Source organism: Citrobacter sp. wls716 (assembly GCF_005280975.1).
In the GTDB taxonomy this organism is placed as follows: domain Bacteria; phylum Pseudomonadota; class Gammaproteobacteria; order Enterobacterales; family Enterobacteriaceae; genus Citrobacter; species Citrobacter youngae.
In genome coordinates, this window is record NZ_SZWX01000021.1 from 603,466 (window position 1) to 627,792 (window position 24,327).

General features: G+C 51.8%; 31 protein-coding genes, 1 tRNA gene and 1 pseudogene. 25 read left to right on the forward strand and 8 right to left on the reverse strand.

The annotated features are described in order from the left end of the window. Positions 1-11 precede the first annotated feature (11 nt). The 7 genes from FDX24_RS05755 to FDX24_RS05785 all read left to right on the forward strand — a co-directional run bounded on the left by FDX24_RS05755 (position 12) and on the right by FDX24_RS05785 (position 3,623). On the forward strand, positions 12-230 hold the full coding sequence (locus FDX24_RS05755) for a TraR/DksA family transcriptional regulator (RefSeq protein WP_137363975.1): 219 nt from the start codon (positions 12-14) through the stop codon (positions 228-230). Next, a complete protein-coding gene (locus FDX24_RS05760; RefSeq protein WP_137363976.1) occupies positions 230-901 on the forward strand; it encodes a hypothetical protein in 672 nt (223 codons plus the stop codon). Before FDX24_RS05755 ends, FDX24_RS05760 begins: the two co-directional genes overlap by 1 nt. Next, complete coding sequence (locus FDX24_RS05765) at positions 879-1,193, forward strand: DUF4222 domain-containing protein (protein ID WP_137363977.1); 315 nt, start codon at positions 879-881, stop codon at positions 1,191-1,193. Before FDX24_RS05760 ends, FDX24_RS05765 begins: the two co-directional genes overlap by 23 nt. Next, a complete protein-coding gene (locus FDX24_RS05770) occupies positions 1,183-1,452 on the forward strand; it encodes a hypothetical protein (RefSeq protein WP_252362810.1) in 270 nt (89 codons plus the stop codon). Before FDX24_RS05765 ends, FDX24_RS05770 begins: the two co-directional genes overlap by 11 nt. Positions 1,453-1,492: 40 nt before the next feature. Next, positions 1,493-1,732, forward strand: coding sequence for a hypothetical protein (locus FDX24_RS05775; protein ID WP_061070445.1), 240 nt, complete (start codon positions 1,493-1,495; stop codon positions 1,730-1,732). A gap of 304 nt (positions 1,733-2,036) precedes the next feature. Then, complete coding sequence (locus FDX24_RS05780; RefSeq protein WP_025759460.1) at positions 2,037-2,282, forward strand: excisionase family protein; 246 nt, start codon at positions 2,037-2,039, stop codon at positions 2,280-2,282. 45 nt (positions 2,283-2,327) lie between these two features. Further along, positions 2,328-3,623: a site-specific integrase gene (locus FDX24_RS05785; RefSeq protein WP_137363979.1), complete on the forward strand. Its 1,296-nt coding sequence runs from the start codon at positions 2,328-2,330 to the stop codon at positions 3,621-3,623. Between the two features lie 26 nt (positions 3,624-3,649). On the opposite strand, the gene fliE is transcribed toward FDX24_RS05785, so the two are convergent. Beyond that, positions 3,650-3,964 carry a flagellar hook-basal body complex protein FliE gene (gene fliE / locus FDX24_RS05790; RefSeq protein WP_005127749.1) on the reverse strand — a complete coding sequence of 105 codons (315 nt, stop codon included), beginning with the start codon at positions 3,962-3,964 and terminating at the stop codon, positions 3,650-3,652. 216 nt (positions 3,965-4,180) lie between these two features. Between fliE and fliF the strand changes: the two genes are divergently transcribed. The 14 genes and pseudogenes from fliF to rcsA all read left to right on the forward strand — a co-directional run bounded on the left by fliF (position 4,181) and on the right by rcsA (position 15,686). After that, entirely contained in the window at positions 4,181-5,860 is a 1,680-nt protein-coding gene (gene fliF, locus FDX24_RS05795; RefSeq protein ID WP_048211312.1) for a flagellar basal-body MS-ring/collar protein FliF, read from the forward strand. Next, positions 5,853-6,848 carry a flagellar motor switch protein FliG gene (gene fliG / locus FDX24_RS05800; RefSeq protein WP_048211311.1) on the forward strand — a complete coding sequence of 332 codons (996 nt, stop codon included), beginning with the start codon at positions 5,853-5,855 and terminating at the stop codon, positions 6,846-6,848. Before fliF ends, fliG begins: the two co-directional genes overlap by 8 nt. Further along, positions 6,841-7,548, forward strand: a complete 708-nt coding sequence (gene fliH, locus FDX24_RS05805; RefSeq protein WP_048211310.1) for a flagellar assembly protein FliH — start codon at positions 6,841-6,843, stop codon at positions 7,546-7,548. Before fliG ends, fliH begins: the two co-directional genes overlap by 8 nt. After that, positions 7,548-8,918 carry a flagellar protein export ATPase FliI gene (gene fliI, locus FDX24_RS05810; protein ID WP_005127755.1) on the forward strand — a complete coding sequence of 457 codons (1,371 nt, stop codon included), beginning with the start codon at positions 7,548-7,550 and terminating at the stop codon, positions 8,916-8,918. The genes fliH and fliI overlap by 1 nt, the downstream gene beginning before the upstream one ends. Before the next feature lie 21 nt (positions 8,919-8,939). After that, positions 8,940-9,383 carry a flagellar export protein FliJ gene (fliJ, locus tag FDX24_RS05815; protein ID WP_005127756.1) on the forward strand — a complete coding sequence of 148 codons (444 nt, stop codon included), beginning with the start codon at positions 8,940-8,942 and terminating at the stop codon, positions 9,381-9,383. Continuing rightward, positions 9,380-10,597 (forward strand): flagellar hook length control protein FliK, encoded by a 1,218-nt coding sequence (gene fliK, locus FDX24_RS05820; protein WP_137363980.1) that lies wholly within the window; start codon positions 9,380-9,382, stop codon positions 10,595-10,597. The genes fliJ and fliK overlap by 4 nt, the downstream gene beginning before the upstream one ends. 104 nt (positions 10,598-10,701) lie before the next feature. Beyond that, a complete protein-coding gene (gene fliL, locus FDX24_RS05825; RefSeq protein WP_048211308.1) occupies positions 10,702-11,169 on the forward strand; it encodes a flagellar basal body-associated protein FliL in 468 nt (155 codons plus the stop codon). A 4-nt stretch (positions 11,170-11,173) separates the two neighbouring features. Further along, the gene (gene fliM, locus FDX24_RS05830; RefSeq protein WP_005127760.1) at positions 11,174-12,178 is read left to right on the forward strand and encodes a flagellar motor switch protein FliM; all 1,005 of its coding nucleotides are present in this window, start codon (positions 11,174-11,176) and stop codon (positions 12,176-12,178) included. Continuing rightward, on the forward strand, positions 12,175-12,588 hold the full coding sequence (gene fliN / locus FDX24_RS05835) for a flagellar motor switch protein FliN (RefSeq protein WP_005127761.1): 414 nt from the start codon (positions 12,175-12,177) through the stop codon (positions 12,586-12,588). The genes fliM and fliN overlap by 4 nt, the downstream gene beginning before the upstream one ends. A gap of 2 nt (positions 12,589-12,590) precedes the next feature. After that, positions 12,591-12,965, forward strand: a complete 375-nt coding sequence (fliO, locus tag FDX24_RS05840) for a flagellar biosynthetic protein FliO (RefSeq protein ID WP_048211307.1) — start codon at positions 12,591-12,593, stop codon at positions 12,963-12,965. Further along, on the forward strand, positions 12,965-13,702 hold the full coding sequence (gene fliP / locus FDX24_RS05845) for a flagellar type III secretion system pore protein FliP (RefSeq protein ID WP_048211306.1): 738 nt from the start codon (positions 12,965-12,967) through the stop codon (positions 13,700-13,702). The genes fliO and fliP overlap by 1 nt, the downstream gene beginning before the upstream one ends. A 9-nt stretch (positions 13,703-13,711) precedes the next feature. Continuing rightward, positions 13,712-13,981, forward strand: coding sequence for a flagellar biosynthesis protein FliQ (gene fliQ / locus FDX24_RS05850; protein WP_003030425.1), 270 nt, complete (start codon positions 13,712-13,714; stop codon positions 13,979-13,981). An 8-nt stretch (positions 13,982-13,989) separates the two neighbouring features. After that, positions 13,990-14,782 (forward strand): annotated as a pseudogene (gene fliR, locus FDX24_RS05855) (flagellar biosynthetic protein FliR); the annotation flags it as partial. 280 nt (positions 14,783-15,062) lie between these two features. Next, complete coding sequence (gene rcsA, locus FDX24_RS05860) at positions 15,063-15,686, forward strand: transcriptional regulator RcsA (RefSeq protein WP_048211304.1); 624 nt, start codon at positions 15,063-15,065, stop codon at positions 15,684-15,686. Between the two features lie 47 nt (positions 15,687-15,733). Here rcsA and dsrB read toward each other — a convergent pair whose 3' ends face one another. After that, a complete protein-coding gene (dsrB, locus tag FDX24_RS05865) occupies positions 15,734-15,922 on the reverse strand; it encodes a protein DsrB (RefSeq protein ID WP_005127768.1) in 189 nt (62 codons plus the stop codon). A 162-nt stretch (positions 15,923-16,084) separates the two neighbouring features. Between dsrB and yodD the strand changes: the two genes are divergently transcribed. Continuing rightward, a complete protein-coding gene (gene yodD / locus FDX24_RS05870; RefSeq protein ID WP_048211303.1) occupies positions 16,085-16,312 on the forward strand; it encodes a YodD family peroxide/acid resistance protein in 228 nt (75 codons plus the stop codon). A 206-nt stretch (positions 16,313-16,518) separates the two neighbouring features. Here the strand turns inward: yodD and FDX24_RS05875 are convergent, their stop codons facing one another. Further along, positions 16,519-16,701, reverse strand: a complete 183-nt coding sequence (locus FDX24_RS05875) for a YodC family protein (protein WP_061068109.1) — start codon at positions 16,699-16,701, stop codon at positions 16,519-16,521. 77 nt (positions 16,702-16,778) lie between these two features. Next, positions 16,779-17,690 carry a DUF808 domain-containing protein gene (locus FDX24_RS05880; RefSeq protein ID WP_048211301.1) on the reverse strand — a complete coding sequence of 304 codons (912 nt, stop codon included), beginning with the start codon at positions 17,688-17,690 and terminating at the stop codon, positions 16,779-16,781. A gap of 178 nt (positions 17,691-17,868) precedes the next feature. On the opposite strand from FDX24_RS05880, the gene yedA reads away from it, so the two are divergent. After that, a complete protein-coding gene (gene yedA / locus FDX24_RS05885; protein ID WP_061068110.1) occupies positions 17,869-18,789 on the forward strand; it encodes a drug/metabolite exporter YedA in 921 nt (306 codons plus the stop codon). Here the strand turns inward: yedA and FDX24_RS05890 are convergent. From FDX24_RS05890 to FDX24_RS05900, 3 genes are all read right to left on the reverse strand, one after another. Then, the gene (locus tag FDX24_RS05890) at positions 18,781-19,248 is read right to left on the reverse strand and encodes a very short patch repair endonuclease (RefSeq protein ID WP_048211299.1); all 468 of its coding nucleotides are present in this window, start codon (positions 19,246-19,248) and stop codon (positions 18,781-18,783) included. The two genes, yedA and FDX24_RS05890, sit on opposite strands and share 9 nt — an antisense overlap. After that, on the reverse strand, positions 19,229-20,659 hold the full coding sequence (locus FDX24_RS05895; protein ID WP_048211298.1) for a DNA cytosine methyltransferase: 1,431 nt from the start codon (positions 20,657-20,659) through the stop codon (positions 19,229-19,231). Before FDX24_RS05895 ends, FDX24_RS05890 begins: the two co-directional genes overlap by 20 nt. 73 nt (positions 20,660-20,732) lie before the next feature. Continuing rightward, positions 20,733-21,428: a phosphohydrolase gene (locus FDX24_RS05900; protein WP_048211297.1), complete on the reverse strand. Its 696-nt coding sequence runs from the start codon at positions 21,426-21,428 to the stop codon at positions 20,733-20,735. 439 nt (positions 21,429-21,867) lie between these two features. Between FDX24_RS05900 and ompC the strand changes: the two genes are divergently transcribed. Further along, complete coding sequence (gene ompC / locus FDX24_RS05905; protein ID WP_137363981.1) at positions 21,868-23,070, forward strand: porin OmpC; 1,203 nt, start codon at positions 21,868-21,870, stop codon at positions 23,068-23,070. A 170-nt stretch (positions 23,071-23,240) separates the two neighbouring features. Here the strand turns inward: ompC and FDX24_RS05910 are convergent. Beyond that, a tRNA-Ser gene (locus FDX24_RS05910) sits at positions 23,241-23,330 on the reverse strand. Positions 23,331-23,423: 93 nt separating this feature from the next. On the opposite strand from FDX24_RS05910, the gene mtfA reads away from it, so the two are divergent. Next, entirely contained in the window at positions 23,424-24,221 is a 798-nt protein-coding gene (gene mtfA, locus FDX24_RS05915) for a DgsA anti-repressor MtfA (protein ID WP_048211295.1), read from the forward strand. The last annotated feature ends 106 nt before the right edge of the window (positions 24,222-24,327 follow it).

Sequence of the window (24,327 nt, forward strand, 5' to 3'; positions counted from 1 at the left end):
GAGCATTGACCATGGCCGATATCATCGACACCGCAGCAGAGATTGAAGAGCTTCAGCGTAACGCCGCCCTTTCCGCTCACCGCATCGACCGTAACGCCGTATCAGCTGAGCATTGCGTGGAGTGCGGCGAGGATATCCCGGCGCCGCGGCGCGCTGCCGTTCCCGGCTGCCAGGCGTGTGCGGAGTGTCAGGGCGTCATCGAGTTGAAGAATAAGCAGAGGGGGATCTAGTGAAAGAGCGCGGAATGATTTTTAACGGAGAGATGGTGCGCGCCATCCTCGACGGCCGGAAGACGCAGACGAGGCGTGTTATGAAGCCTCAACCCGAGCCTTGCCCGGCACCACGCGGCGGCCACTGGTGGCCCAGCAACGTTTTCAAAACAATGCTTCACGTTGAAGAAGAAATGCAGAACGGCAAAGGCGGCTGTGGCGGGCTGGTCGGCGACGCGTGCCCGTTCGGCGACGTCGGCGACCGCATCTGGGTGCGGGAGACGTGGGCAGAGGCTGGAGCCAGCGCGCCGGATCTGAAACTTTATCGCGCGAATTACCCTGCGCATGTTCCAACTCATTACGAGAACGTGCCGCCAGCTGAGGATGTCCGCTGGACACCCAGCATCCACATGCCGCGCTGGGCGTCCCGCATCACGCTGGAGATTATCGGCGTGCGGGTTGAGCGGTTGAATAGTATCAGCCAGGAAGATGCGCAAGCCGAAGGCATGGAGCTTACAGGATGGCGGCCGACATATTCTGACCCAGATAGCGGCGGAGAAGTCTGGACTCCATATGACAACTTTGCGCAGCTGTGGGAATCAATCTACGGCGAGGAGAGTTGGAAGGCCAATCCATGGGTCTGGGTAATCGAATTTAAGGTGGTGCCCAATGTTCAGGATAATCCAGCCTAATACCTGGTACGCCGATCCCCACGGCGCGCCCTGCAAAATCCTCCGCGCTACCCACGAAGTAATTCACTACATCCGCAACGGCCGAACCTGCATCGCCAGCGTGGGCCGCTTTAATCAGGATTTCGAACCGCTGACCAAAGCACAGGCCGAGCGGATCGCCGAAGAAATCGAAACAGCAGAGCATATAGAAAAATTAAGGAGCATGAGACGTGATCGGAATACTCAAGCCGGTACCGGAATCTCAGTGGCCGGTACGATGCCACGACCCCAAGCGGAGCAACGTGTGGGCTAACTCTTACTTTCTGGTTCAGGAGTTTAAGGAAGACGGCGGCGTCATCCGCCTGACTGTTAACACCACCAGCATTGCCAACTCTGGCAGGTGGAAGGACGGTATCAGTTGGGATGCATTGCAGGAGATAAAGTCGGCTGTTGGCTATGGGGATAGGGATGCCGTGGAGATTTACCCTCGGGATTCTGATGTGGTGAACGTGGCAAATATGCGCCATCTGTGGATTACGCCAGAGCCGATTAGTTTCGCCTGGCGGAAGTAATTTAACGCTGCGCGCCCAGAGTGCGGCATGAGGAGAGATTATGGGGAAGATGACGTTTGTCGTTGAGTTTGATGATGGCACTGAGCCACCGGTGCACGCTGCTATGGACATTCAAGGCGGCCGATTAGTCGCAGCAGCATTTCATGATTATCGTGATGACTTCCTTACTCCTGAACAGCGCGACGTTGTTCTTATGGCGCTGAGCAAATTGTCTTGCGAAGAAATTGAAACAAGTTTCCACGCTGAAATTATCTATAAAGCAGAGCTTCTTACCTACTGACGCAACTGATAGCCAGTTATGAGCTGGCTATTGGGTGCGAATGCACTGCCACGTTATCCCCCATTTGCCCTCCATTGTGAGGGCATTCTTTTTGCCTGGAGAAAACCATGTTCATTATTAAAGTATTAATAATTTGGGTTCTTTTGTTTCCAATGATTGGTCTCGCCATATGGTTTGCAAATGGGATGAGAGGGAGTTATTTGGCGGAGTTGAAGTTCGGATTCAGGCCGTACGTAGCTATGACTCTTCTTCTTGTCAGCGTTTTTTCTTTGTCTTACGCAATTTCTTAATCCTGGAGAAAACCATGAGCGAAATGACATTAATCGTGCCCAATGACTGGGTAACCGAAGAAAAGCTCGTCGAGATTACCGGTCTTCGTCCTGGCACTATCGAGCGGGCCCGCAAACAGTGCTGGATGGTCGGACGGGAATACCTGCACGTTTCCCCGGACGGCGTGCCGAAGAAAAACAGCGAATGCATGTACAACCGTAAGGCTGTAGACCAGTGGGTTGAAAGCATGTCAAAGAAACAGCCGGGTGCGCGTCAATGAAGATCCGTTTATGCTTAGCGGGCTCTTGGACGTCAGGAGGGAATAATGGCTAAGTCAGCATACCCAACAGGCGTGGAGAACCACGGCGGGACACTCCGCATATGGTTCATCTATAAAGGTAGCCGGGTGCGTGAAAGCCTCGGTGTGCCAGATACATCAAAAAATAGGAAGGTTGCAGGCGAATTGCGTGCGTCAGTTTGCTTTGCGATAAAGACTGGTAACTTCAATTATGCTGTTCAGTTTCCTGACTCACCGAACCTGAAGAAATTCGGAGTTGAGAATAAGGAAATCACCGTGCTCGAGTTGGCAAACAAATGGCTAGAGTTGAAGCGGATGGAGATCAGCACCAACGCGATGTCTCGATATTCATCTATAGCGCGAAACATGATACCGAGAATTGGTAGGGACAAGCTGGTATCTGCAGTGACACAGGAAGACCTGCTGTTTATCAGGAAGGAGTTGCTTACCGGTTATCATGTATTGAAGACAGGACAGAAGACACCAGTAAAAGGAAGATCAGTCAGAACTGTCAACAACTACATGAGAACCATGTCAGGCATGTTTAACTTCGCTGCGGACAGTGGTTATGTTAAGGCGAATCCGTTTAATGGAATTTCTATGCTCAAACGATCACGCACTGAGCCAGACCCCCTCACACGAGATGAATTCGTCAGACTGATTAATGCATGCACTCATCAGCAACTGAAGAACATGTGGTCGCTGGCAGTGTACACAGGAGTCAGGCATGGGGAACTGGTATCGCTGGCATGGGAAGATATCGATCTGAAAGCGGGAACGATGATGATCCGCCGCAACCACACTTTAACGAAGGAGTTCACCCTTCCAAAAACTGAGGCCGGAACGGACCGTATCATAAACCTAATTCAGCCAGCCATCGATGTGCTGAAGAACCAAGCTGAAATGACCAGGTTAGGAAAACAATATCAGATTGAGGTGAAACTGCGTGAATACGGTCGTGCTGATGTGCATCCATGCACATTCGTTTTCAACCCACAAATAGTATCGCGCAATGGCCGTGCCGGCCATCATTACGCAGTGGGGTCGATCAACCAGTCGTGGGAGGCGGCAATGCGACGCGCTGGAGTTCGCTATCGCAGAGCATACCAGTCACGACACACTTACGCATGCTGGTCGTTAGCTGCCGGCGCCAACCCTAATTTCATCGCGAAGCAAATGGGGCACACCGATGCACAAATGGTTTACCGGGTGTACGGATCCTGGATGGCAGAAAACAATCAGGACCAGGTACTCATACTCAACCAGAAATTGAGTGAGTTTGCCCCATCCATGCCCCACGCAGTAGGATCGGATGGGTATTAACTATAAATATCATTAGGTTATGTAACCTAAACTTGCATGGACATCACTTCCTGGTAGGCTGATACCAGTTTGTTGCGCACCTGAATACCCATCTGCATCGAAACCGACGCTTTCTGCATATCGGTCATCACATCATTCAGCGCAATGCCTGGTTCACCCAGGGTAAATTTTTCAGCCTGAACGCGAGAGGCGGTTTGCACATCGCTGATTCTGTCCAATGCCGCGTGCAGCTGACCGGCAAAACTCACGGTCGATTGTGGCTGCACATCCTGCATTTTCGCTGACATTGCCGTGGCCTGTAGCTGACTGATAACCCCTTCAATCCCCTGTATTGCCGACATTCTGATCCCCTGGATGATTTTTTACGTAGCAGAGATTACCAGCTCGTCAATAAGATAAAGGCGCTAAATAACGATAAAAAACCTCGGTTTTTAACGCATAGAAAAATTCGAAACCGCAAATAATGAGACCGTCAATTTTTCGAGTTTGCTGACCCGGGAGTGAGTCTTGTTCCACTTTGCAAAAAACGCCGTCCACGATAAGCCACGAGGTGCGAGATGAGTGCGACAGCATCGACTGCAACCCAACTGAAACCTCTCGAGTGGTTAAATCGCCTGCGCGCGAATCCCAAAATCCCTCTGATTGTGGCGGGTGCCGCTGCCGTCGCTATCATCGTTGCGATGGTCCTGTGGGCCAAAGCACCTGACTACCGCACACTGTTCAGCAACCTATCCGATCAGGACGGTGGCGCGATTGTCACGCAGCTGACGCAGATGAACGTTCCTTATCGTTTCACTGAGGGAAGCGGCGCCATTGAAGTCCCTGCTGATAAAGTTCATGAACTGCGTTTACGCCTGGCACAGCAAGGCCTGCCGAAAGGCGGCGCGGTGGGCTTTGAGTTACTGGACCAGGAAAAGTTTGGTATCAGCCAGTTTAGCGAGCAGGTCAACTACCAGCGAGCTCTGGAAGGCGAATTAGCCCGTACCATTGAAACACTGGGGCCGGTAAAACGCGCCCGTGTCCATCTTGCGATGCCCAAACCGTCACTGTTCGTACGTGAACAAAAAGCCCCTTCTGCCTCCGTCACGGTAAACCTGGAGCCGGGTCGAGCACTGGACGAAGGTCAGATTAGCGCGGTAACGCATCTGGTCTCCAGCGCTGTCGCGGGCTTGCCGCCGGGCAACGTGACGCTGGTCGATCAGGCAGGACATCTGTTAACCCAGTCGAACACCAGCAGCCGCGACCTGAACGATGCGCAGCTGAAATATGCCAGCGATGTTGAAGGTCGCGTACAGCGTCGTATTGAATCAATCCTGTCGCCCATTGTCGGTAACGGCAACGTACATGCACAGGTTACTGCCCAGCTGGATTTCGCCAACAAAGAGCAAACCGAAGAGAAGTACAGCCCAAATGGCGACGACTCACAGGCTGTTCTGCGTTCACGCCAGCTTAACGTCAGCGAGCAGATAGGAAGCGGAGCGCCTGGCGGCGTACCGGGCGCACTGTCTAACCAGCCAGCGCCGGCGAATACGGCCCCGATTAATACACCACCGGCAAATCAGCAAAACCCGCAGAATGCGCAAACCACGCAAACGGCGAATAACGCCAATGCCGGACCGCGCAGCACGCAGCGTAACGAAACCAGCAACTATGAAGTTGACCGTACCATTCGTCACACCAAGATGAATGTGGGTGATGTACAGCGCCTGTCGGTGGCGGTAGTGGTCAACTATAAAACGTTACCGGATGGCAAACCGCTGCCGTTAACCGCCGACCAAATGAAACAAATTGAGGACCTGACCCGCGAGGCCATGGGCTTCTCTGAAAAACGCGGCGATACCCTGAATGTCGTGAACTCCCCCTTCACCGCAAGTGATGACGCGGGCGGAGAGCTTCCATTCTGGCAGCAGCAGTCCTTTATTGATCAGCTAATGTCCGCTGGCCGTTGGTTGCTGGTTCTGTTGGTGGCCTGGATCCTGTGGCGTAAAGCGGTTCGTCCGCAGTTGATGCGTCGCAGCGAAGAGGTCAAAGCCGCACAAGAACAAACACGTATTCGCCAGGAAACGGAAGAAGCGGTTGAAGTTCGCCTCAGCAAAGACGAGCAGACCCAGCAGCGCCGTAACAACCAGCGGCTGGGTGCTGAAGTCATGAGCCAGCGTATTCGTGAAATGTCAGATAACGATCCGCGCGTCGTGGCGCTGGTCATTCGCCAGTGGATAAATAACGAACATGAGTAATCTTAGCGGCACCGATAAAAGCGTCATCTTATTGATGACCATTGGCGAAGATCGCGCGGCGGAGGTCTTTAAGCACCTTTCCACGCGCGAAGTGCAGGCTCTCAGTACGGCAATGGCCAACGTGCGTCAGATCTCCAACAAGCAGTTGACGGAGGTTCTGGCCGAATTTGAACAAGAAGCCGAGCAGTTTGCCGCACTGAACATCAACGCCAACGAATACCTGCGCTCCGTGCTGGTAAAAGCGTTGGGCGAAGAGCGTGCCTCCAGCCTGCTGGAAGACATTCTGGAAACTCGCGATACCACCAGCGGCATTGAAACGCTCAACTTTATGGAGCCACAAAGCGCCGCCGATCTTATTCGCGACGAGCACCCGCAGATTATCGCCACCATTCTGGTTCACCTCAAACGGGGCCAGGCCGCCGATATTCTGGCGCTGTTCGACGAGCGCTTACGCCACGATGTCATGCTGCGTATCGCGACTTTCGGCGGCGTACAGCCTGCCGCACTGGCAGAACTGACCGAAGTGCTGAACGGGTTGCTCGACGGTCAGAACCTCAAGCGCAGCAAAATGGGCGGCGTGAGGACAGCAGCAGAAATTATCAACCTGATGAAGACGCAGCAGGAAGAAGCGGTTATTACCGCGGTACGCGAATTCGACGGCGAGCTGGCGCAGAAAATTATCGACGAGATGTTCCTGTTCGAAAATCTGGTGGATGTCGACGATCGCAGCATCCAGCGTCTGTTGCAGGAAGTGGATTCCGAATCGCTGCTGATAGCCCTGAAAGGTGCCGAGCAACCATTGCGCGAGAAGTTCCTGCGCAACATGTCGCAGCGTGCCGCCGATATCCTGCGCGACGATCTTGCCAACCGCGGTCCGGTACGTTTGTCGCAGGTGGAAAACGAACAGAAAGCAATTCTGCTTATCGTACGTCGTCTGGCCGAGACCGGCGAGATGGTGATCGGCAGCGGCGAGGATACCTATGTCTAACGATCTGCCATGGAAAGTCTGGACGCCTGACGATCTCGCCCCGCCAATGGCGGAGTTCATACTGGCCGATCATACCGACGATCAGCCGTCCGACGAGACAGAAGAGCCACAGCTATCTGCGGAACAACAGCTTGAGCAGCAGTTGGCGCAAATGCAGCTCCAGGCCCATGAGCAAGGATATAATGCCGGCCTGGCTGAAGGTCGGCAAAAGGGGCACGCACAAGGTTATCAGGACGGACTGGCCCAGGGTCTGGAGCAGGGTCAGAACCAGGCTCGCGCCCAACATGCGCCGATTCATGCCCGCATGCAGCAACTGGTCAGTGAGTTTCAGAATACACTGGATGCCCTAGACAGCGTCATTGCATCGCGCCTGATGCAAATGGCACTGGAAGCGGCGCGCCAGGTTATCGGCCAGACCCCCATCGTGGATAACGCCGCACTGATTAAGCAAATCCAACAGCTGTTGCAACAGGAGCCGCTGTTTAGCGGTAAACCGCAGTTGCGCGTCCATCCGGACGATCTGCAGCGGGTGGAAGAGATGCTGGGGGCGACCCTCAGTCTGCACGGCTGGCGACTGCGTGGCGATCCAACGTTGCATCACGGTGGCTGTAAAGTCTCTGCTGATGAAGGCGATCTGGACGCCAGTGTTGCCACCCGCTGGCAAGAGCTCTGCCGTCTGGCAGCGCCGGGAGTCGTGTAATGACCACTCGCCTGACTCGCTGGCTCAACACGCTGGACAACTTCGAAGAAAAAATGTCACTGCTGCCTGCGGTGCGTCGTTACGGGCGTCTGACCCGCGCCACCGGGCTGGTACTGGAAGCCACAGGTCTGCAGTTGCCGCTGGGTGCCACCTGCGTCATTGAGCGTCAGGATGGCAACGAAACCCAGGAAGTCGAAAGCGAAGTGGTTGGCTTTAATGGTCAACGCCTGTTTCTGATGCCGCTCGAAGAGGTCGAAGGCGTTCTGCCGGGCGCGCGCGTTTACGCGAAAAACATCGCCGGCGAAGGGCTGCAAAGCGGGAAACAATTACCGCTGGGCCCTGCCCTGCTGGGGCGTGTTCTCGATGGCAGCGGGAAGCCGCTTGATGGGTTGCCTGCACCCGACACCACGGAAACAGGGGCGCTAATCACCCCGCCATTTAACCCCCTGCAACGTACCCCGATTGAACACGTGCTGGATACTGGCGTACGGCCTATCAATGCGCTGTTAACCGTCGGGCGCGGTCAGCGAATGGGGCTTTTCGCTGGTTCCGGTGTGGGTAAAAGCGTCCTGCTCGGCATGATGGCACGCTATACCCAGGCTGACGTCATTGTTGTCGGTCTGATTGGCGAGCGTGGACGCGAAGTTAAAGATTTTATTGAAAATATACTTGGCGCCGAGGGACGTGCACGCTCGGTGGTGATTGCCGCTCCGGCGGACGTTTCCCCGCTGTTGCGTATGCAGGGTGCAGCCTACGCCACGCGCATCGCCGAAGATTTTCGCGATCGCGGCCAGCACGTGCTGCTGATTATGGATTCCCTCACCCGTTATGCAATGGCACAGCGTGAAATTGCACTGGCGATCGGCGAACCTCCGGCAACGAAAGGCTATCCGCCGTCGGTGTTTGCTAAATTACCCGCACTGGTTGAACGGGCTGGCAACGGTATTCATGGCGGCGGTTCCGTGACCGCATTTTATACCGTACTGACCGAAGGCGACGACCAACAGGACCCTATTGCTGACTCCGCCCGTGCCATTCTCGACGGTCACATTGTCCTGTCCCGTCATCTGGCAGAGGCGGGTCACTATCCGGCCATTGATATTGAAGCCTCAATCAGCCGCGCAATGACCGCATTGATCAGCGAGAAACATTATGCGCGGGTACGCAACTTTAAGCAGCTACTGTCCAGTTTCCAGCGTAACCGCGATCTGGTCAGCGTAGGCGCCTACGCCAAAGGCAGCGATCCCATGTTGGATAAAGCCATTGCCTTATGGCCACAGCTGGAAGCATTTTTACAGCAAGGCATCTTTGAACGAGCCGACTGGGAAGACTCCCTGCAGGCTTTGGATCTGATTTTCCCAGGTGTGTGATTAAGCAGGAGAGCATAGGTCATGGCACAACATGGTGCGCTGGCAACACTTAAAGACCTGGCTGAAAAAGAAGTCGATGACGCAGCTATCTTATTAGGCGAGATGCGCCGCGGATGTCAGCAGGCGGAAGAGCAGTTGAAGATGCTGATCGATTATCAGCATGAATATCGCAACAATCTTAATAGCGATATGGGTCAGGGTATTACCAGTAATCGCTGGATTAACTATCAACAATTTATTCAGACGCTGGAAAAAGCGATTGAGCAACATCGCCAACAGCTCAACCAATGGACGCAGAAAGTGGACCAGGCGTTGAGCAGTTGGCGCGATAAAAAGCAGCGACTGCAGGCATGGCAGACTCTGCAGGACAGGCAAACCACAGCCGCGTTACTGGCTGAAAATCGCCTGGATCAGAAAAAAATGGATGAATTTGCTCAGCGTGCAGCTATGAGGAAACCCGAATGATTACTTTACCCCAACTGATTACCACCGACACCGACGTAGCCGCAGGTCTTCAGTCAGGCAAAGCGGTAGATTCCCCCGAGGATTTTTTAGCGTTGCTGGCAGGTGCATTAGGTGCAGGCGATGCACAGGGTAAAGGCGCCCCGCTGTCACTGGCCGATTTACAGGCCGCAGGCAGCAAACTGCAAAAAGGGTTATTGCAAAAGAATGGTGATACCGCACAGACGCTAAAATTAGCCGATCTGCTGACACAAAAAGAGGTCCAGACCGAGGCGTCGCTGGCCGACCTGACTGATGCACAACAGTTGCTGTCTGCGCTCACGCCGTCACTGAAGGTTAATGCCCTGACAACACTGGGCAAAACCGCACAGCATGATGAAAAAACCGCCCGTCTGAGCGATGACGATCTCGCCAACCTGAGTGCGCTGTTCGCTATGCTGCCGGGGCAACAGGTAACCACTCCGGCTGTTGATGCCACCCCAGCCCCGGCGGATGCGACGCTGTCGGTGCTGTTACGTGGTAATACCCCCAGCACGACTGCCGATAGCGCCAGTGAATTACTGACCGGCGAAGGGAAAAAAGGTAAAGCAGATACCGCGATGCATGCCAGTGGCGCGGATCAGACCAACAATGCTGGTTTCACCCCATTAACGGCAGCGGCAGCAACGCGCGCAGAGATTGAAAGTTCACCGTCACCAACCAACGTTGGCGCAACAATAGCTCCGCTGGCTGGCACACAGACACATGCGCAGCCGTTACCGACTGCCGCGGCTCCGGTATTGAGCGCCCCGCTGGGAAGCCATGAATGGCAGCAATCACTGAGTCAACACGTCACGCTGTTCACCCGCCAGGGCCAGCAAAGTGCGGAACTGCGTTTGCATCCGCAGGATCTGGGGCAAGTGCAGATTTCCCTCAAGCTTGATGACAACATGGCGCAACTGCAAATGGTCTCGCCTCATAGCCACGTTCGCGCGGCGCTGGAAGCGGCATTACCCATGCTGCGCACGCAGTTGGCTGAAAGCGGGATCCAACTGGGGCAAAGCAGTATCAGCAGCGAAAGTTTCGCCGGTCAGCAACAGTCGTCTTCACAGCAACAACAGGCTGGGCGTGCACATGGACAAGATATTTTTGCTCCCGAAGATGATGCTGTTCTGGCCACGCCTGCCGCACTGCAAGCCGCGGCTCGCGGTGATGGTGCAGTAGACATCTTCGCCTAACGCCAGAGGTAGCATGATTATCCGCGTCTTTTCCACGCTTTGTCGTGGTCAGGACACGGGATAATCAGCCTATAAGCTGTACCGAAACAGGAAGCCCGTATCTGATGACTGACTCCGCGATTAACAAAAAGAGTAAACGCGCTATTTGGATCCCTCTGCTGGTGTTAATTACGCTCGCCGCCCTCGCTACTGCGGGCTATAGCTACTGGCGCATGCAGCAGCAACCGTCCGCCAGCGTAAAAGCGGAACCGGCTCCACCGCCTGCCCCAGTGTTCTTTGCACTGGATACGTTTACCGTCAATTTAGGTGATGCGGATCGCGTGCTGTATATCGGTATCACACTGCGCATGAAAGACGAGGCGACACGCTCGCGTCTGAACGAATATCTGCCAGAAGTGCGCAGCCGTCTGCTGTTATTGTTCTCTCGCCAGAACGCCGCCACGCTCGCAACAGAAGAAGGCAAACAGCAGCTGATTGCCGCTATCAAAGAGACGCTCGCGACTCCGCTCGTTGTCGGGCAGCCGAAACAGGTTGTCACCGACGTTCTTTATACAGCTTTTATTCTGCGGTAAAGACATGGGCGACAGTATTCTTTCTCAGGCTGAAATCGACGCATTGCTTAACGGCGATAGCGAAACTAAAGACGAACCCATTTCCGGTATCGCAAATGAAAGCGATATTCGTCCTTATGATCCCAACACTCAGCGCCGCGTCGTTCGTGAGCGTTTGCAGGCGCTGGAGATCATTAACGAACGCTTTGCGCGCCAGTTCCGTATGGGGTTATTTAACCTGCTACGCCGCAGCCCAGATATTACCGTGGGCGCGATCCGTATCCAGCCCTACCACGAGTTTGCACGTAACTTGCCGGTTCCGACCAACCTGAACTTAATCCACCTGAAACCGTTACGCGGGACAGGTCTGGTGGTGTTCTCACCAAGTCTGGTGTTTATCGCCGTAGATAACCTGTTCGGCGGTGATGGTCGTTTCCCGACGAAAGTCGAAGGCCGTGAATTTACGCACACTGAACAACGCGTCATCAACCGCATGCTGAAACTGGCGCTGGAAAGCTACAGCGACGCGTGGAAGGCTATCAACCCACTGGAAGTGGAATATGTCCGTTCCGAGATGCAGGTGAAGTTTACCAATATCACCACCTCCCCGAACGACATCGTGGTGAACACCCCGTTCCACGTTGAAATCGGCAACCTGACCGGTGAATTTAACATCTGTCTGCCATTCAGCATGATTGAACCGTTGCGCGAACTGCTGGTAAACCCACCGCTGGAAAACTCGCGTAATGAAGATCAGAACTGGCGCAATAATCTGGTGCGTCAGGTTCAGCATTCTGAGCTGGAACTGGTAGCAAACTTTGCTGACATTCCGCTGCGGCTGTCCCAGATTTTGAAGCTGAAACCCGGCGATGTACTGCCGATTGAAAAACCCGACCGCATTATTGCTCATGTGGACGGCGTACCTGTGCTGACCAGCCAATACGGCACCGTAAATGGTCAGTATGCGTTACGCGTAGAACATTTGATAAACCCGATTTTGAATTCGCTGAATGAGGAACAGCCCAAATGAGTGACATGAATAATCCGTCCGATGAGAACACTGGTGCATTGGACGATCTGTGGGCTGACGCGTTAAACGAGCAAAAAACGACGACCACCAAAAGTGCGGCCGATGCGGTATTCCAGCAGTTAGGTGGCGGCGATGTCAGCGGTGCACTGCAGGATATCGACCTGATCATGGATATTCCGGTCAAGCTGACCGTTGAATTGGGCCGCACCCGCATGACCATCAAAGAGCTACTGCGCCTGACGCAGGGTTCGGTCGTCGCGCTGGACGGTCTGGCGGGCGAGCCGCTGGATATTCTGATCAACGGTTATTTGATTGCTCAGGGTGAAGTTGTGGTAGTCGCAGATAAATACGGTGTACGTATTACTGACATTATTACCCCATCTGAACGTATGCGTCGTCTGAGCCGTTAACGATGAATACCCAGGCCACCGTCGCTCAGCCCGCTGCTGTACCCGGCTCACCGTTAGTGCAGGTCAGCGGCGCGCTGCTGGGGATCATTGTGTTGATCCTGGGAGCCGCCTGGCTGATTAAGCGCCTGGGATTTGCCCCCAAAAGCGTCGGCACGCGTGGACTGAAAGTTTCAGCCAGTACCTCATTAGGTCCACGTGAGCGGGTGGTAATTGTTGAGGTCGAAGACGCGCGTCTGGTGCTGGGCGTTACAGCGTCGCAGATCAACGTTCTGCATACCCTCCCCCCGGCACCTGCCAGTGCAGAAGAAAAAGCGGCCTCCCCTGCGGATTTCCAGGCCATGATGAAGAGTTTGCTGAAGCGTCCTGGGAGATCCTGATGCGCCGTTTGTTATCCCTCACGCTGACGGGTGTGTGGCTGTTCAGCCCAGCAGCCCTGGCCCAACTACCGGGTCTGGTTAGCCAGCCGCTGCCCGGCGGCGGACAAAGCTGGTCATTGCCCGTCCAAACGCTGGTGTTTATCACCTCGCTGACGTTCCTGCCCGCTATTTTGCTGATGATGACCAGCTTCACCCGCATCATCATCGTTTTTGGCCTGTTACGTAATGCGCTGGGAACACCGTCAGCACCACCGAACCAGGTTTTACTTGGACTGGCGCTGTTTTTGACCTTTTTCATCATGTCGCCGGTGATCGACAAAATCTACGTTGATGCGTATCAACCCTTCAGCGAAGAGAAGATCTCCATGCAGGAAGCCATGGAGAAAGGCGCACAGCCGTTGCGTGAGTTTATGCTGCGTCAGACCCGTGAGGCCGATCTGGCTCTGTTCGCCCGCCTGGCAAACAGCGGCCCGTTACAGGGGCCTGAAGCCGTACCGATGCGCATTTTGCTGCCGGCTTATGTCACCAGTGAGTTGAAAACGGCATTCCAGATAGGTTTTACCATTTTCATTCCATTTCTGATAATCGATCTGGTTATCGCCAGCGTCCTGATGGCGCTCGGGATGATGATGGTGCCACCTGCCACCATTGCACTCCCATTCAAGCTCATGCTGTTTGTGCTGGTTGACGGCTGGCAGCTGCTTGTCGGCTCGCTTGCACAAAGCTTTTACAGTTAGAGGCGCGAAATGACTCCTGAATCGGTCATGATGATGGGCACTGAGGCGATGAAAGTTGCCCTTGCCCTTGCCGCACCTTTGTTGCTGGTTGCCCTCGTTACGGGTCTTATCATCAGTATCCTGCAGGCGGCAACCCAGATTAACGAAATGACGCTGTCCTTCATTCCGAAAATTGTCGCGGTCTTTATTGCCATCATCGTTGCCGGTCCGTGGATGCTTAATTTGCTGCTCGACTACGTGCGTACGCTGTTCAGCAATATTCCCTACATCATCGGGTAAACGACGCTATGTTGCAGGTGACCAGCGTTGAGTGGCTCCACTGGCTGAATCTTTACTTCTGGCCCCTGCTGCGTATACTGGCGCTCATTTCAACGGCTCCGATACTCAGCGAACGCGCCATCCCCAAACGGGTAAAACTGGGGCTGGGGTTAATGATTACCATGGTTATCGCTCCGCTGCTTCCCCCCGTAAACGTGCCTATCTTTTCTGTCGGCGCGATATGGCAGGCGATGCAGCAAATCCTGATCGGCATCGCATTAGGGTTCACCATGCAATTTGCGTTTGCCGCGGTGCGTACCGCCGGGGAAATCATCGGTCTGCAAATGGGTCTTTCCTTCGCAACCTTCTTCGACCCGGGCAGCCGCCTGAATATGCCCGTTCTGGCACGTCTGATAGATTTGCTGGCGATGCTGCTGTTCCTCACCTTTAATGGTCACTTGTGGCTTATCTCGCTATTGGTGGATACCTTCCATACTCTGCCTATCGGTGGCAATCCGGTTAATAGCAATGCCTTTCTCGCGCTGGCGCGGGCGGGGGGACTCATCTTCCTCAATGGTCTGATGCTGGCTCTGCCGGTGATGACACTGCTGCTCACACTCAACCTCGCACTCGGTTTGTTAAACCGTATGGCGCCGCAGCTATCGATATTTGTCATTGGTTTCCCACTCACCCTGACCGTGGGTATTTCATTAATGGCCGCGCTAATGCCATTAATTGCCCCCTTCTGTGAGCGCTTATTCAGTGAGATTTTTAATTTGCTGGCTGACATCATCAGTGAAATGCCTTCAAAATAATAACCCTTATTTTTTATCCTGTTTTACTAAGGATTGTCCTAAATTCAAATACAGGCAACATCCACCAGGATAACGCTGTCGCGGTTTATTTGTTTTTGCCTCACTCACATAACGCAACATTTACTTTACTTTAAGATGTTTCCTGGCAAATTATACGCAACTTTACGGGATAGTAAATTCGCCTGAAAACAGCGAAAGCGTCATATTGGGTCGTTATTATTCCGTTTAGTTGTGATGAAATAATCAGGTAAGGGGAATTATCGTTACGCATTGAGTGAGGGTATGCCATGTCAACGATTATTATGGATTTATGCAGTTACACCCGGCTAGGGTTGACCGGATATCTGGTAAGTCGGGGGGTGAAGAAAAGGGAAATCAACGATATTTCAAGCGTTGATGAACTCAGCGTCGCCTGTGTCTCACTGCAGCCGTCTGTGGTGTTTATTAATGAAGACTGCTTTATTCACGATCCGGATAACAGCCAGAGAATTAAGCAAATCATTAATCAACATCCCAGCACTTTATTTATTGTATTTATGGCGATTGCCAATGTCCATTTTGATGAGTATCTCTTAGTAAGAAAAAATTTATTAATCAGTTCTAAGTCGATTAAACCAGATTCACTGGATGAACTTCTTGGCGATATTCTGAAAAAGGAAGTGGATATTGTCATTGATGTGAACCTGCCAACACTATCATTAAGCCGTACCGAATCCAGCATGCTACGTATGTGGATGGCCGGTCAGGGAACAATACAGATATCCGATCAAATGAATATCAAGGCGAAGACAGTCTCATCCCATAAGGGGAATATAAAACGAAAGATCAAGACACATAATAAACAAGTTATCTATCACGTTGTACGACTCACAGATAACGTCACCAATGGTATCTTTGTGAATATGCGTTAGGACATTCTGACTGGTGGGTTTACCACCAGTCAGAATCAGCGTCTGGATTACTCCACTTTTTCCACAAAGATCCCATCCTGATGGCCTGACTCATTAAAGAACCAGATACCGAGCGGGTAGTCTTCCAGAGAAACCAGGTACATGGTGCCTTCACTAAACTCTTCAATCGCCAGTACCCGGCCTGGCCGACGCGGCCCACCGTCCGTTTTGACTGTAACCCGATCATTCACCTTCATCGTTTTCCTCCTGTGGCTTTGTGCCAGTGTAGAACAAATTCCTTTTCCTGGCAGCGCCCTGCTCGCGTGATTGCGGGTTTTCTCGACGGTCTATACTTAACTTGTACGCATCAGAGATTCTGATACGTGCCCCGGTATCCTTAACGGTTGAGAGGTATGAGGATGAAAACCGCGAAAGAGTACAGCGATACGGCCAAACGTGACGTCAGCGTCGATGTGGACGCGCTATTGAAAGCTATCAACGAAATCTGCGAGAGCGAAATTCATCGCAGCCATGATGACCCCGATCGCGTCAGCGTTGATGGCCGGGATTATCATACATGGCATGAACTGGCCGACGCGTTCGAGCTTGATATCCATGATTTTAGCGTGACGGAGATCAATCGCTGACTTTGGGCGAAAAAAATCCCGGCCCGTATCGGGTCGGGATCAAGCTTGCTTATGCAAGAAGCACTTGAAAATTCGTTACACCAGGAAATCTGATGCGAAACCAACCTTATCTGCAATTTTTTTGCCTGACAAGTAAATAATTCTCACCAAAATGATAAATATAACTAATGGTTGAGAGATCACCAGGTTACGCCAGCCTGCGTTATTCAGGCATCCTGGCGTAGCGGACTGCGTTCGCCAGGAACCAGTTCATCTTCACGAAATGCCTCCCGTTTGACGCCAAAACCGTCATACCAGCGGCACTCCACCATTCCGCTGGCATACCCGGTAACGATCATGCGTGGGCCACCCTCTTTCGCGGTGACTTCCTCACTGACAGAAAAGACCATACCCGCCTCCTGTATCAAGAGAAACCTTTTCACCTTAGACGACAAAGAGACGTTTTGCGTAGTCTGGCAGGCGACAATTAGTGCGAAACTCCGCGTAACCTGGCAACCATTTTTACCAGCACCACCACGATCCCACCGATAATAAAGCCGAGTACCAGATTAAGCAGAGTCGGAAGCATCAGAGCAATGAATGAACTCTGCTGTTGGGCAAATTGCTCAATCGCATGATGCAGCGGCGCAATGCCGTGTACCACAATGCCGCCACCGACTAAAAACATCGCCAGCGTGCCGACCACGGAAAGTGATTTCATGAGCCAGGGAGCAACCACCAGCAATCCCTTACCCAGGGCCTGAGCCAGTGCGCTGCGCTTTTCTGCCAGCCAGTAGCCAATATCATCGAGCTTCACAATAATACCGACCAGACCATATACGCCAACGGTCACCACCAAAGCAATACCCGACAAAACCAGTACCTGATTCAACAACGGCGCATCCGCCACAATACCCAACGTAATGGCCACAATCTCTGCAGATAAAATAAAGTCAGTACGTATCGCCCCTTTGATTTTATCTTTCTCAAAGGTGAGAGGATCCTGCGCCGCCAACGATGTCAGACGCTGCTGACGCTCCTCTGGGGTCTCTTTTTGTTTTCGCGCTTCCAGGGTGTGAAGCACTTTTTCCACGCCCTCAAAACAGAGGAACGCCCCACCAATCATCAATAAGGGGGTGATAGCCCATGGAATGAAGGCGCTGATCAATAGCGCCAGCGGCACCAGGATAACTTTGTTGACGAAAGATCCTTTAGCCACACTCCAGACCACCGGAAGCTCGCGGTTTGCCCGCACGCCCGATACCTGTTGCGCGTTAAGCGACAAATCGTCTCCCAGCACACCCGCCGTTTTTTTCGCGGCCAGTTTTCCCATCACTGAGATATCGTCCAGAAGCGTGGCGATGTCATCAAGCAAGGTGAGTAAGCTACTTCCTGCCAAAATTTTAATCCTCAATATTATTGTTTTGCAGCCATAAGTATGAAGTAAAACACGCCATGCTGAAACAGACCTTTCTGGTCAACAATTATTTAACAACAGCAGGCAATTATAAGTCTCGCCAGCATGATAGTTTTGACGTTTACTATGTTGCACCTTTTTATTTCCACCGTGAGGGATTATGCGTTTCAGGCAATTGTTACCGCTTTTCAGTGCGCTATTTGCGCTGTACATCATTTGGGGTTCCACGTACTTCGTTATTCGCATTGGCGTTGAAAGTTGGCCGCCGTTGATGATGGCTGGCGTACGTTTTCTCTCTGCTGGAGTGTTATTAACACTTTTTTTACTTCTTCGCGGACACAAGCTACCGCCTCTGCGCCAGCTCCTGAACGCCGCGTTAATTGGTATCCTGCTGCTGGCCGTGGGTAATGGGCTGGTTACTGTTGCAGAACATCAAAATGTTCCTTCCGGTATTGCCGCCGTAGTGGTTGCCACCGTCCCGCTGTTTACGCTGTGCTTTAGCCACTTTTTTGGCATCAAAACACGCAAACTGGAATGGATGGGGATCGCAATTGGACTCGCCGGGATTATCATGCTTAACAGCGGTGGTAACTTGAGTGGTAATCCCTGGGGGGCAGTATTAATCCTGATTGGTTCAATGAGCTGGGCATTTGGCTCCGTGTACGGCTCACGTATAACCTTGCCCGTTGGCATGATGGCCGGTGCTATTGAAATGTTAGCCGCGGGTATTGTACTGATGTGCGCATCGCTGCTCAGTGGAGAAAAGCTGACCACGATGCCAACCTTCTCCGGTTTTATGGCGGTGGCATATCTCGCCCTGTTCGGCTCAATTATTGCGATTAACGCTTATATGTTCCTTATTCGTAATGTAAGCCCGGCGTTAGCCACCAGCTATGCCTACGTCAACCCGGTAGTGGCGGTTCTGTTAGGTACGGGGCTGGGAGGTGAAAGCCTGGCGTTGATCGAGTGGCTGGCGCTCGGAGTCATTGTTTTTGCCGTGGTATTGGTGACGCTGGGGAAATACTTATTCCCGGTCAAAGCTGACGCGGTCGCAGCCCCCTCGGAAAAGTCGTTACAGTAAATGAATGCCCTGAGTGTCGATCTGCGCGGTGGCACCGCCGCCGCAGATCCACTCGATAACCCGTTCAGACAGTGCCTCGTTATCCAGTTTCTCACGCCCACGCAGGGCGCATTCCCAGACAATCAAGACCCGCCATCCCAACGACTGCAATTTTTCGCAGTCCCGCTTATCACGTACCACATTTTTTCCTATCTTCTCCAGCCAGAACGCCGTGCGGGTTGCCGGGACTTTAAAGAGATAGCAGTTGTGCTGATGCCAGAAACAGCCGTGGGTAAAGAGAACGCAACGGTAGTCATCCACCACAAAATCGGGGCGACCGGGCAACGTTGCATCCTGCGCGCGAAACGTTACCCCCTGCTCCGTCAGGATGTCGGCCAGACGTTTTTCGATCGCCGTATCGCGGGTCCCTATCGCCCGCATATTTTTACTGCGTGTCGCCTTATCGTGAACGTCTGCCATGCTGCTGTTCTTTCTCACGGAGCGCAACAGCCTGTTTGATCTTCGGCTCCAGCAGTTTGGCTACCGCCGCAAATGCCGGGACGACCACCGAATTACCGAACTGGCGGTAAGCCTGGGTATCTGATACCGGAATGCGAAACTGATAACCCTGAGGAGACTCAAACCCCATCAGGCGAGCGCACTCTCTTGGCGTTAATCGACGAGGACGATGTCGCTGATTGGCGGGATCATCGAAATCCTGTTCACCCAGCGCCATATCCCAGCCACGGTCTATCAAAATTTCAGCCCCATCCTTATAGTAACGTGCGGATAATGTACGCGTTACGCTATCGGGATTGCCGGGATAGACCATACCGTAGCCAAACCCATTGCCCCGTGCCTGATGTTTTTTCGCATAGCGATACAGGTATTTCCACAGGACCGGTGTCAGCACATATTTCGCATCAACAGTCGGTTCAAGCAGCTCTGCGAGCGTCGTTCGACGCTGAGGGTAGCGGCTGACAATATCGCGCAACGTAAAGTCTGACTTCAAGCTCAGATCACGTCGAAAGCCGACGAGCACGATACGTTCGCGATGCTGGGGTAAAAAATGTTGCCCATCGATAATCTTCGGATCATCAGGGCCATTATCTGCTGCATCCGCCACGTCATAGCCCAGTTCATCCAGCGTTTGCATGATGATGCGAAAGGTTTTTCCCTGGTCATGACTCTTCAGATTTTTAACGTTTTCGAGCACAAATATAGCCGGTCGCCGCGCGTCGATAATTCGCACCACGTCAAAAAAAAGCGTGCCTTGCGTATCACAGGCAAAACCGTGGGCACGCCCTAACGCGTTTTTCTTTGATACACCCGCCAGAGAAAATGGCTGGCAAGGGAAGCCGGCCAGCAGGACATCATGCTCGGGAACATGTTGACGAATATGCTCTGCAGCCTGCTCGTCACTCACCCCCTCATGATGGCTGAGCGTAATATCACGAATATCTTCATTAAAGTGGTGCTGCAGAGGATCGCAGTAGTGATTCGCCTTGTAGGTGCGCACCGCATGCTTGTTCCACTCGCTGGTAAACACGCACTGCCCGCCAATCGCTTCAAAACCGCGACGAATTCCGCCAATACCAGCAAAAAGATCGATAAAGCGAAAAGCATAATGTGGATGATGCGCAGGCGGCGTCGGTAGCATGGCGTTCAGATGAGCCAGCTCAGCGTCGCTGAGCCGATGCCATGTTTCATTGGCGACCACACGCTTAAAGATGGCCGGACTCCAGCGATTCTCACCGACACCATTCAGATGAGCAACCAGCGTTTTCACATCGTATATTTCAAGCAACTTAGCCAAAATCACCTGTGCGGCGGCCTCGTTATCATCTGTCATCGGGTTCATGGAGCCTGCTACTGAAAAATTATCCTGCATACGTTTAACCGGGCGAAATGGATAGTCGACAGGTTAACATAAATTGGTGCAATTGACGTTTCAGCAATGACGACTACAGATATGCTTTAAGAGGTTGAATCGCCGCAAGATCCAACATTTCATATTCTCCTTTTAATTCTGCGCTGAGTTTTGCCATATACGTCAATAAAAAGTCAGCATTATGCTGTGCCAAATGCCGCCCTTGTTCAGTTTGCATTGTCAGTGGCAACGTCAGCAGTTTGGTCTGGAAATGATCAAGCGCGTACTGTTTATCATCGAGGCTACGCTGCCGGGCAAACGGATCCTCCGCATCAAACAATGCCACACCCAGCGAGCCAGAAACGGCGAACACGCGCGCCAGACCGATAGCCCCCAGCGCCTCAAGTCGATCGGCATCCTGAACGATTTTGGCTTCAAGTGTCGTGGGCGTAATTTTTGCGCTAAAACTGTGCGCTGCGATAGCGTGACTCACCGCATGCAGCCGATCCTGAGGAAATTCAGGAAAGTCCTGTGACAGTACACGACAGGTTTCCTGGGCTGCCAGTACCGATGAGCGATGACGTTCCGGATGATTTTTCGGTAAGCTGACAAGATCGTGGAAATAGCACGCGGTCAGTACGACCAACCAGTCTACGTTCGCATCCGTGCTCAGCTTTTGAGCCGTCTGCCACACGCGGCGAAAGTGAAAGATGTCATGGGCAGCGTCGTGCCCTGAATGATTTTCACGTAACCAGGCTTCAAATCTCGACTGCCAGTCGTGGAGTTCCATGCTCTCTCCCTTTACATAAAGAAAACCACCTTAGCAATAATTTTTACCCTGAACCACTGTCTGCCTTCTTTTATATCAAAATTCAATTATTAAATAATATTCATAACAAATATCAATTTATAATCTCCACATACAGCATTGATAATAAATTATCCTGACAAGCATAAAAACAATAATAAAAACATATAAAATACACACAACAAATATCAAGCCGCAAGATATAAATCAATTGATAATCATATATTTATGTGTTGAATAAAAACAATAAATACATATAAAAATAATTTAAAAAACTCAAATTGAAACATTTTGAAATATTTAAAATATAATTGTTACATGTTATATTTTAAATTAAATGAACTTCATAGATAGTATCGAAATGTAGTTTTCAGGACATCACTACATATTCATTTTAATTATTAAATAAAGGGAATACATAATGAAAAGAAAAGTACTGGCACTGCTTCTCCCAGCATTATTAGCTGCAGGCGCAGCAAATGCGGCTGAAATTTATAATAAAAACGGCAATAAACTGGATCTGTACGGAAAAGTCGATGGTCTGCGTTATTTCTCTGACGATGCTGGCAGCGACGGCGATCAAACCTATGCGCGTCTGGGCTTTAAGGGCGAAACGCAGATCAACGATATGCTGACTGGCTACGGTCAGTGGGAATATAACGTTCAGGCCAACGGCACCGAAGGTGACAAAGGCGATTCCTGGACTCGTTTGGCTTTCGCAGGCCTGGGCTTTGCTGAAAACGGCACCTTCGATTACGGTCGTAACTACGGCGTCGTGTACGACGTTGAAGCCTGGACCGATATGCTGCCAGAATTCGGTGGTGATACTTACACTCAGACCGACGTGTATATGCTGGGTCGTACCAACGGCGTTGCTACTTATCGTAACCACGGCTTCTTTGGTCTGGCTGATGGCCTGAACTTCGCCCTGCAGTATCAGGGTAATAATGAAGGTAGCAGCGTAGGTCAGGAAGGTTCTGGTAATAGTGAAAACCGCAAACTGGCGAAAGAAAACGGCGACGGTTTCGGTATGTCCACCTCTTATGACTTTGACTTCGGTTTAAGCCTCGGTGCAGCGTACTCCAGTTCTGATCGTACTAACAGCCAGGTCGCTGCTGGTCGCGGCGATCGTAGCTATGCCAATAAATATGCAGGTGGAGATACAGCAGATGCCTGGACTATTGGTGCGAAGTACGACGCTAACAACGTTTACCTTGCTGCTATGTACGCAGAAACACGGAACATGACAGCATACGGCAGCGGCTCTTCTAAAAATGCTGCTGGTGAAGATGTTGCAAATGGCGGTATCGCCAACAAAACACAGAACTTCGAAGTTGTTGCACAATACCAGTTTGACTTTGGTCTGCGCCCGTCCGTTGCATTCCTGCAATCTAAAGGTGTCGACTTAGGTGGCTGGGATCACCATAGCAATGGCACCCCACGCTACACCGACAAAGATCTGGTAAAATATGTTGATGTGGGTATGACTTATTACTTCAACAAAAACATGTCCACCTACGTTGATTACAAAATCAACCTGCTGGATGAAGATGACAGCTTCTATGAAAGCAATGGCATCGCAACTGACGATATTGTTGCCGTTGGTTTAGTCTACCAGTTCTAATTTTGCACAATACGTATCAGGCCTGCTTCATATGAAGCGGGCTTTTTGTTTATTTGAAGCGGATTTTTATGTCACGATGGCAATAGAACGACAAACTTGTGAGGATACTCAAAGAAAAAAACATCCGTGACTGCTGTCGTTGAAAGCAAGGCGTGCAAGTGTTTGAATAGTGGCGGAGAGAGGGGGATTTGAACCCCCGGTAGAGTTGCCCCTACTCCGGTTTTCGAGACCGGTCCATTCAGCCGCTCTGGCATCTCTCCGTTCTGGTGGTTGCCATGATGCCAGGTAATTTGGCATTTTAACAGACCCAGTTCCGTCAATTTCGTTCAAGTGACGAGTTTGCGAGCAAAACGATGATTAAGTGGCCCTGGAAAGAGCAAGAAACAGCCCGGAATGATGACTGGCCCTGGGATGATGCCCTGGCAATTCCTCTTCTGGTGAATCTTACTGAACAAGAACAAGCCAGGCTTATTGCCCTGGCTGAGCGTTTTTTACAGCAAAAAAGATTGGTTGCACTACAAGGATTTGAACTGGACGTACTGAAAAGTGCACGAATTGCTCTGCTTTTCTGTTTGCCTGTTCTGGAATTAGGCATCGAGTGGCTCGATGGTTTTCATGAAGTCCTTATTTACCCTGCCCCGTTTGTCGTGGATGACGAATGGGAAGATGATATTGGGCTGGTGCACAATCAACGGATTATTCAGTCAGGCCAAAGCTGGCAACAGGGTCCGGTGATCCTGAACTGGCTTGATATCCAGGATTCCTTCGATGCTTCCGGCTTTAATCTGATTATTCACGAAGTGGCACATAAACTTGATATGCGTAATGGCGATCGCGCCAGCGGCGTTCCGGCTATTCCGCTGAGGGAAATTGCGAACTGGGAGCACGATCTCCATGCCGCGATGAACAACATCCAGGATGAAATCGATCTGGTGGGTGAAACGGCCTGCAGTATAGATGCCTACGCAGCAACCGATCCTGCAGAATGCTTTGCGGTATTATCCGAGTATTTCTTCAGCGCCCCCGAGTTGTTTGCACCACGTTTTCCGGCATTGTGGCAACGTTTTTTCCAGTTCTATCGCCAGAACCCAATGCTTCGGTTGCGCGATAGCCAGGAAGAAGACCATTTTCGCTCATCAAATGTACATTAATACTGAATTTGAAGATTAATTAACCAATTGATATGACGTATTAATTTTACTGTTGACACGTCATGGTGAGGTCAGTAATATGCGCCTCGTTCACACGATTCCTCTG